At 50.2% G+C, this 8469-nt stretch carries 8 protein-coding genes; all 8 read right to left on the minus strand.

Annotated elements, in window-relative coordinates:
* Positions 1-3 precede the first annotated feature (3 nt).
* Positions 4-1107, minus strand: coding sequence for an undecaprenyldiphospho-muramoylpentapeptide beta-N-acetylglucosaminyltransferase (gene murG, locus HMPREF9443_RS07580; protein WP_009145989.1), 1104 nt, complete (start codon positions 1105-1107; stop codon positions 4-6).
* Entirely contained in the window at positions 1104-2477 is a 1374-nt protein-coding gene (murD, locus tag HMPREF9443_RS07585; RefSeq protein WP_040565293.1) for a UDP-N-acetylmuramoyl-L-alanine--D-glutamate ligase, read from the minus strand. The genes murG and murD overlap by 4 nt, the downstream gene beginning before the upstream one ends.
* An 88-nt stretch (positions 2478-2565) precedes the next feature.
* Positions 2566-3528 carry a phospho-N-acetylmuramoyl-pentapeptide-transferase gene (gene mraY / locus HMPREF9443_RS07590; RefSeq protein ID WP_009145991.1) on the minus strand — a complete coding sequence of 321 codons (963 nt, stop codon included), beginning with the start codon at positions 3526-3528 and terminating at the stop codon, positions 2566-2568.
* 25 nt (positions 3529-3553) lie between these two features.
* Positions 3554-4918: a UDP-N-acetylmuramoyl-tripeptide--D-alanyl-D-alanine ligase gene (locus HMPREF9443_RS07595; RefSeq protein ID WP_009145992.1), complete on the minus strand. Its 1365-nt coding sequence runs from the start codon at positions 4916-4918 to the stop codon at positions 3554-3556.
* Complete coding sequence (locus HMPREF9443_RS07600) at positions 4912-6399, minus strand: UDP-N-acetylmuramoyl-L-alanyl-D-glutamate--2,6-diaminopimelate ligase (protein ID WP_009145993.1); 1488 nt, start codon at positions 6397-6399, stop codon at positions 4912-4914. Before HMPREF9443_RS07600 ends, HMPREF9443_RS07595 begins: the two co-directional genes overlap by 7 nt.
* A gap of 160 nt (positions 6400-6559) precedes the next feature.
* Complete coding sequence (locus HMPREF9443_RS07605) at positions 6560-6961, minus strand: cell division protein FtsL (protein WP_009145994.1); 402 nt, start codon at positions 6959-6961, stop codon at positions 6560-6562.
* Between the two features lie 47 nt (positions 6962-7008).
* Complete coding sequence (gene rsmH, locus HMPREF9443_RS07610) at positions 7009-7941, minus strand: 16S rRNA (cytosine(1402)-N(4))-methyltransferase RsmH (RefSeq protein WP_009145995.1); 933 nt, start codon at positions 7939-7941, stop codon at positions 7009-7011.
* Positions 7942-7955: 14 nt separating this feature from the next.
* A complete protein-coding gene (gene mraZ, locus HMPREF9443_RS07615; RefSeq protein ID WP_009145996.1) occupies positions 7956-8387 on the minus strand; it encodes a division/cell wall cluster transcriptional repressor MraZ in 432 nt (143 codons plus the stop codon).
* Positions 8388-8469 lie beyond the last annotated feature (82 nt).

The following is an 8469-nucleotide window of genomic DNA, read 5'->3' on the forward strand; positions in this document are numbered from 1 at the left end:
CCCTTATTGTTTAGTCAAGGCCACAGCCTCTTTGGCTATAACCTCTGCAGCCCGCGGTCTGCCAAGCTTTTGGGCCGCCGCATGCATCTGCTGCAATTCCTCTTCATGTACTAATAAATGCTCGATAAACTCCAACACGGTGTCGCCCGTCAGGTCCTTATCAAGAATAACCTTGGCAGCACCCTGAGCCTCTACCGCTCTGGCATTAAACTCCTGGTGATTTGCCGTAGCATACGGATATGGTACCAGAAGCGACGGCACTCCCTTAGCCATCAGCTCTGCCAAGCCGATTGCACCGGCACGGAATACTGCCAGATCGGCCGCAGCCAACGCTACCGGCATATTATGCAGATAAGGCTTGATAATAATGTTATCTGCCACACCGCCGCGCTTTTTGATTTCCGCCATATATGCGTCATAATTCACGTCACCGGTCGCATGCAGCACCTGTACCTCGGCTCTGCCGGAAAGCGCCAGCTCTGCCTCCAGCATAGCGTTGTTAATGGTGCGCGCACCACGGCTGCCGCCGGAAACGAGAATCGTTTTCTTCGCCGGGTCCAGCCCCAGCTCCTTAACAGCTTCCTCACGCGTATGCTGCAGAATTTCACTGCGGATAGGATTGCCGGTATATTCCAGCTCTGCCTTGCCGTGAAAATATTTGCCGCCCTCTTTATAACCTAAAAATACTTTACGCACATAACGTGACAAAATTTTATTGGTTACACCGGGCATAGCGTTCTGCTCCTGAATGCAGCAGGGAATTCCCCTTAACGCTGCCATGAAAACAATCGGGCCGCATACATAACCGCCGGTACCGATTACCAGGTCCGGTTTTTCGTTACTGATAATCTTGTAGGCATCATATAAGCCGGCAAAAAGCTTTGCCGCGCTGCGCAGGGTATCCAGGCTCAGGCTGCGCTTAAAGCCTGCTACCTCAATGAACTGCAGCTTGTAGCCGTAGCGGGGAATTATATCCTTTTCCAAGCCCTGCTGTGTGCCCACGAAGCTGATTTCCGCCTCAGGCTGCAGTTTTTTTATCTGATCCGCAATGGTCAGGGCCGGATAAATGTGTCCGCCCGTACCGCCGCCGGAAAGAATTACCTTCACTTAACGTTACCTCCCTCCAGCTCGTGTACCAGCTTTTTAAAATAATTTCCGCGTTCGGGATAATTCTTAAACATATCAAAGGATGAGCAGGCCGGCGAAAGCAACACTACCTGTGGCTTATGTGCCATCGAATGCGCCTTGCTCACTGCGTCCTCAAAGCTGTCAGCCAGCACGATATTCTGCACGCCGCAGGCAACAGCTGCCTTGTTAAAGCGCTCCTTGGCAGCGCCCAGCAGAATCAGAGCATCAGTCTTTTCCTTAACAAGCTCCATCATCGGCTCCAGCGGCGTCAGCTTATCGTGGCCGCCTGCGAGCAGGATGATGTGGCCATCCTTGAAGGCCTCCAGCGCTTTAATTGTAGAATCGGTGTTGGTAGCCTTGGAATCATTGTAATACGGTACGCCATCAATCGTAGCAACGTATTCAATGCGGTGCTCAATGCTGCGGAAGTTACGCAGCACATCAGCCATATCGCTGATGCTCACACCGGCGAAAAAGCCGCAGGCAATGGCTGCCAGCACGTTTTCTTCGTTGTGACCGCCGAACAGATGCAGCTCGCTGATATTGCAGACAGTTTCCTGCTTGCCGTCCCAGCTGATGATAAAATTCCCATCCTGCATATAGATGCCCTGCTGCAGTTTTTCCTTACGGCTGAAGTAACACAGGCGGCCTTTAGTTTCCGCACCCCAGGTACGCACAATAGGATCATCGTAATTAAGCACCGTAACCTGCACTTCGCCCTGCTGACGGAAAATGTTCTTCTTCGCCTCGCCGTAGGCCTCCATCGTATGATGGCGCTCCAGATGATCCGGAGTCAGGTTCAGCACTACTGCGATGTCAGGGCAGAAGCTGCTGACTTTTTCCAGCTGAAAGCTGGAAAGCTCGGCAGCGAGCCAACCATCCTGAGGCAGGCTCTCTACCTCCTTGGACAGTGCCAGGCCGATATTGCCACCTACTGCAGAAGGCTCCGGCAGACGTTTGAGCATCTCGCCCACAATAGTAGTGGTAGTGGTTTTGCCGTTAGTACCGGTGATAGCGGCAATGTGACCGCCATACAGCCTGTAGCCAAGCTCAACCTCGCTGATGACCTCCAGTCCGCGCTGCTCTGCGAGCAGCACATTTGCGTTATCGCAGGCGATACCCGGAGAAAGCACCAGCACACCTGCAATATCAAGCAGGCCTTCAAATGCAGCCTGACCGATGGCCAGCCCACCGCCAACGCTCTCTAAAAGCTGCAGCAGCTGCGGCTCTAAAGTACAGTCCATATCGTTATACAAATATACCTGCTGCTTTCTATCTGCCAGCACCTGCGCTGCGCCACGGCCGCTGATGCCTGCGCCGTAAACGATTACAGCATCCTTTTTAGTCATCAAGAAACACCCTCTATTCATAAACATACATAGGCTATAGCCCTTTCACCGCAAAATTTGCGACAAAACGGTTATAGCCGAAGATTTTTTATACAAATGCATTAAGCCACAGGCATAAGCCAATGACAGACAATACGCAGCTTACTGCTGTAAAAACACGCACAACCTTAACCTCAGGCCAGCCGCCCAGCTCAAAATGATGATGCAGCGGAGACATGCGGAAAATACGCTTACCGCCGCTAAAACGGAAGTAGGTAACCTGAATAATTACCGACAGCGCTTCCGCTACATAGATACCGCCGACAATAACCAGCAGCAGCTCTGTACGTGTCAAAAGCGCTAAAGCGGCAATAGCACCACCCAAAGCCAAGGAACCGGTATCACCCATAAATACCCTGGCAGGATGACGGTTAAACAGCAAAAAGCCCAGGCAGGCACCGGTCAGTCCCAAAGAAAAACCGCTCAGATCCAACATGCCCTGCATGTAAGCAATAAAAGCGAAAACCATGGTAACGGGCAGACTGACAAAGGAAACCAGTCCGTCCAGACCATCCGTCAGGTTTACGGCATTGGTTGTGCCAACCAAAAGCAGGAAGGCCAGCACATAATACCCCCAGCCTAAATCAATGACAGCATTGATGCCGGGAACCCACAGCTCCGTATTGCGGATATGAGTTTCGGCGAAATATACATAGGCACCGGCCAGAATGAACTGCAGTAAAAATTTCTGCTTGGCAGTCAGGCCCAGATTACGCTTCATTACAACCTTGATGTAATCATCTATAAAGCCTATGACCGCATGGCCTACTGTCAGCACCAGAGCAATAATTACATGGGGAGTAAAGTTGCCCCACAGCAAAGCAACCAGCAACGCTGCCAGCATCATAAGTCCGCCCATCGTCGGTGTGCCGCTTTTCGCCATATGGCTTGCCGGTCCGCACTCTCGGATAGACTGGCCGAACTTCAGCTTATGCAGATAAGGAATCAGCACCGGGCCGATTAAAGCACACACGATAAACGCAGTCACAGGAATTCCGATTAATTTTAACATCTACTAAAATCTCACTCTCTTAAGTTTACTTGAACAGCTCCAGCATTTTGTCAACCTGCATGGAATGGCTGCCCTTAAGCAGGATAATATCACCTGCGGAAGCCATCAGACGCAGAGCATCCGCTGCCTCCTGACGGTCAGCGCAATGCTTGCTCTTGCCGCCAAGCTCTGCAGCCTCATCCGCAATATAAGCAGCCTGCGGACCGTAGGTCAGTACAAAATCTACACCGTTTTCTACAGCCCAGCGGCCTACACGGCGATGCGCATCCTCACTGATATCTCCCAACTCCAGCATGTCTGCCAGCACAGCAATAGTGCGGGCCTTGCCATGCGCTGCCTTCTTGGCCTCCGCCAAGGTTTTCAGTGCCGCTTCCATAGAAGCAGGACTTGCATTATATGCGTCATTGATAAAGGTAATATCGCCGATATAAACGATTTCCTGACGGCTGCCTGTCAGACGGGCAGTTGCCAGCGCCTGCGCGCTTACTGCCATCGGCACGCCGTAGCAGAAGGCGCCGGCAATAGCGCTCAATGCGTTATAAACGTTATGCTCGCCAATCAGCTGCAGGCTTACATTGACAGCTTCACCGGTAGCCTTATGGGTACAGGTAAAGGTAGTACCTGCACCGGAGGTCACAATATCACTGCCGCGGAAGTCGCAGTTTTCGCCCAGGCCGAAGTAAACAACTTTTGCCTTGGTTTTGTCTGCTGCCGGCAGTACGTATTCGTTATCGCCGTTGAGCACAGCAAAGCCATCCTCCGGCAAATTAAGTACGATTTCGCTTTTGGCCTTGCCGATGTTTTCCATGCTGCCCAAAAGCTCCATGTGGGTTTCGCCCACGTTGGTAATCAGACCGCTGTCAGGCTCGGCAATGCGGCACAGCTCGGCAATCTGGCCCAAGCCGCGCATGCCCATCTCCACAACGGCAATATCGGTATCAGGCTTAATACTCAGCAAGGTTTTCGGCAGACCGATTTCATTATTGAAGTTGCCCTGAGTTTTGACAACGTTATATTTGCAGCTCAGGCAGGCAGCCAGCAAATCCTTAGTAGAGGTTTTGCCGTTGGAGCCTGTGATAGCAAAAACCTTCAGGCCCTGCTTACGCAGACGGTAGGCATGCGCAAGCTGCTGATAAGCAAGCAGCGTATCCTCTACCATGAACACAGCAACGCCCGCAGGCAGGCCGCTCACCTCATGGGATACGACAACGCCCGCAGCACCCAGCTCCACAGCCTTGGCGCAATAGTCATGGCCGTCAAAATTATCGCCCTTCAGCGCTACGAATAATTCTCCCGGCTTTACCGCACGGGAATCGGTGGTTACGCCGGTAAACTCAAAATCTGCACAAACAGCCTTAGTAGCTGCTAAAACTTCACTGGCCTTCAGCATTTTTTATCACTCCAGTATTCCATTACAACTTCTTTATCATCAAAGTGAATAGTTCTGTCCTTCAAAATCTGGTAATTTTCGTGGCCCTTGCCGGCAATCAGAATAACATCATTGTCAGCAGCCTCTGCCAAAGCATAGCAGATTGCCTCACGTCTGTCGCTCAGACGGGTAACGTGCTTGCCTGCAGGCACATTTTGCAGTGCCGTAAAGATTTCGTCGATAATCAGCTCCGGATCCTCGGTACGCGGATTATCGGAGGTAACAACGATATTGTCAGCCAGCTCCAGCGCCAGCGCACCCATCAGCGGACGCTTTTTGTTGTCACGGTCACCGCCGCAGCCGAACACAACCCACAGCTTACCGCGGGTAATGGAGCGCGCTGTTTTCAGCACGTTCTCCAAACCGTCGGGAGTATGTGCGTAGTCTACAATAACAGTATAAGGCTGTCCTGCCTCAACAAGCTGGAAACGTCCAGGGACGCCGTCAAAACCGTCGAGTACGGAGCCAATGATATCCTTGTCAATATTTTCAGCCAGCATTGCACCGATAACACCCATAACATTATACACGTTGAACTCGCCGGTAATCTTCAGCTCCAGGTCCATTTCGCCCACCGGAGTATGCAACAGCAGCTGCATATGCTTAGGTTCTACCGTAAAGCTCAGCGGATAGATGTCATTATCATGGCCTTCGCCGTAGGTCAGCACGTTGGCCTTGGTACGCTCGCGGATAATTGCGGAGCTTGGATCATCCATATTGAAGACAGCGTTTTTATTCGGCTTACTGCCGTCGGTCAGATGCTCAAAGAGCAGGCTCTTGGCATCGCGATAGTTTTCCATTGTTTTATGGAAGTCCAGGTGATCCTGGGTAATATTCGTCAGCACAGCGCAGTCATATTCAATGCCTGCCACACGCTTCAGCGCCAAAGCATGGCTGGAAACTTCCATTACGCAGTAGTCACAGCCGGCGCAGCACATAGCGTACAGTGTTTTCTGCAGGTCAACTACGTCCGGAGTAGTGTTATGAGATTCGGTAATCTCATCGTTAATCATAATATTGATAGTGCCGATCAGACCAACCTTATAGCCTGCCTTACGCAGAATCAGGCGAATAATATTCGTCGAGGTTGTTTTGCCGTTAGTACCGGTCACGCCGATCATTCTCAGCTTGCGTCCCGGATAATCATAAAAATACGGCGTTACCAGCTCCATAGCCTCACGCGTATCAGCAACCTTAATAAGAGTAACACCCTGCGGTACTTCAGCGGGAACGTCCTCCACCAGCGCAGCAACAGCGCCCTTCTCGGCAGCCATCGTCAAAAATTTATGTCCGTCTACAGTTGCACCCTTCAGGCAGATAAAAAGACTGCCGGCTACCACCGCACGGGAATCGGCAGTTACATCAGTAATAACTTTATCGGCACTGCCAATTACCTCAGCCTGCGGCAATAAGGCAAGGAGTGAAGCTAATTGCTTTTCCATTTATTAACCCCCCTGTTTTACGTTCTGCCCTTCAAGGAGCAAAGCCGTAAATTACTTCTAGTTTAATTATAGTATAGAATTTAAATTGAAACGGCAGCCAAAAGGCTGCCTCCCAAAAACCCATTCAAATTATATCACAATATAAACTGAATGGCTATGTTTATTTGTTATGCACAGCCAAAGAATTGCTGCTTCCGCCAGCCTTAACATAAATATTGCTGCGGGCAACACTCATACCCAAATACTGTTCGGCCAAACCGATAATACGGTCAGGACCCTTCAGCTGCTCAACCTCGATTTTCAGCTCGTTGTTTTTGGTGATAAGCTGAGCCTCCTGCTGTTGCAGGCTCACCAGCTCATTGCCATATTGCACCATAGCGTTACTGCGTAAAACAACAATAAAATAAGCTGCCATAATAAGTAAAAATGCTTTAAGAATTCTGTTGCGCAGCACTCTTCTCGGATCAGGTCTATGTACTTTTCTGCGGGCAGGCTGCTGAACCTCATATTGCTCGGCAGGCTGCTCCTGCCAAGCATAATTATCGTATTTTCTGGCAAGCATCAAAATCACCCTTCATCAAAACATCAAAATTTATCTATGTGCATTTGTCAAATCTTAATTGCATAACGCAGGCGCGCACTGCGGCTGCGCGGATTTTCTTCCACCTCTGCCTTGGATGGAACAATATTGCCTGTTTTGCGCAGCAAAGGCTTTTTACCGCATACGCACACCGGCAGCTGCGGCGGGCAAGTGCAGCCCTTGGCAAGCTTGGCAAAGGTCTGCTTAATAATTCTGTCCTCCAGCGAATGGAAGGTAATGACACCGATACGGCCGCCGCTCTTTAAGCGGTTCACGGCTCTTTCCATAGTATCTGCCAAAATTCCCAGCTCGTTGTTTACCTCTATGCGGATAGCCTGAAAGGTACGCTTCGCCGGATGCGGACCGTCAAGTCTTGCTCCCTTGGGAATAGCCTTTTTGATGACATCCACCAGCTCAAAGGTAGTAGTCAACGGCTTTTCTTTGCGTGCCGCCACAATAAACTGTGCGATACGCTTCGCCCAACGTTCCTCACCGTAACGGTGAATGATATCCGCCAGCTCTTCTTCCTTATAGTGGTTTACAATGTACTCTGCATCCAGACTTGCTTCTTTATTCATGCGCATATCCAAAGGTCCGTCATGCATATACGAAAAACCACGCTCCGGTGTATCCAGCTGATAGCTCGAAACACCAAGATCAAAAAAGATACCGTCAATTTCATCGATTCCCATAGAATCCAATACCTGGGAAAAAATTTCAAAATTGGACTTGGCAACTGCGGTTTTGCAGGTAAATTTGTTCAGCAAGCGTTCGGAACCGGCAGCAATAGCATCATCATCCTGATCAATGCCAATCAAAAGACCGCCTGCCTCCAGCTGTGCGGCAAACGCACTGCTATGACCTGCACCGCCCATAGTGCAGTCCACGTAAATACCATTTTTATCTGTTATCAGAAAGTCCACGCTCTCAGCGAGCAGAATACTTGTATGCTTAAATTCCATAGCCAACACCAATCTTATATTCCTAAGTCAGCAAGCTGCTCTGCAAGCTCGCTCACATCCTCGGCATTTTCTTCGTTATATTCGTTCCAACGGCCTGCATCCCAAATTTCGGCTCTGCTGCCTACGCCCACAATCACAGCATCCTTTTCCAGACCGGCATGACGACGCAGGTTTGCCGGCAAAAGCACTCTGCCCTGCTTGTCACATTCGCCCTCGCAGGCACCGCCAAAGAGAAAACGTGTAAAATCACGCGCTGTTTTGCGGCTCATCGGCAAGGCTGCCAGCTTCTGTTCCAACTGATGCCATTGCTCCATATCGTAAACAAAAAGACAGCCGTCCAGACCTTTGGTAATTATAAACTTACTGCCCAAACTTTCACGCAGCTTAGCAGGCATAGCAAGACGACCTTTTGCATCCAGAGTGTGTTCGTATTCACCTAAAAGCATTTTGTCGCCCCCTTTTTACCCACATTGCACCACTTTTCTCCATTATATCGTTTATTAGCCGTAAACGCAAGTATTTCACGGC

The sequence above is a fragment of the Phascolarctobacterium succinatutens YIT 12067 genome (assembly GCF_000188175.1).
GTDB lineage: Bacteria > Bacillota > Negativicutes > Acidaminococcales > Acidaminococcaceae > Phascolarctobacterium_A > Phascolarctobacterium_A succinatutens.

What these genes read in the sequence shown, in the direction of transcription:
- HMPREF9443_RS07600 (WP_009145993.1), bottom strand. Translation starts at nt 6,399, where the DNA reads ATGGAAAAGCAATTAGCTTCACTCCTTGCCTTATTGCCGCAGGCTGAG.
- murD (WP_040565293.1), bottom strand. Translation starts at nt 2,477, where the DNA reads ATGACTAAAAAGGATGCTGTAATCGTTTACGGCGCAGGCATCAGCGGC.
- rsmH (WP_009145995.1), bottom strand. Translation starts at nt 7,941, where the DNA reads ATGGAATTTAAGCATACAAGTATTCTGCTCGCTGAGAGCGTGGACTTT.
- HMPREF9443_RS07605 (WP_009145994.1), bottom strand. Translation starts at nt 6,961, where the DNA reads ATGCTTGCCAGAAAATACGATAATTATGCTTGGCAGGAGCAGCCTGCC.
- mraZ (WP_009145996.1), bottom strand. Translation starts at nt 8,387, where the DNA reads ATGCTTTTAGGTGAATACGAACACACTCTGGATGCAAAAGGTCGTCTT.
- HMPREF9443_RS07595 (WP_009145992.1), bottom strand. Translation starts at nt 4,918, where the DNA reads ATGCTGAAGGCCAGTGAAGTTTTAGCAGCTACTAAGGCTGTTTGTGCA.
- mraY (WP_009145991.1), bottom strand. Translation starts at nt 3,528, where the DNA reads ATGTTAAAATTAATCGGAATTCCTGTGACTGCGTTTATCGTGTGTGCT.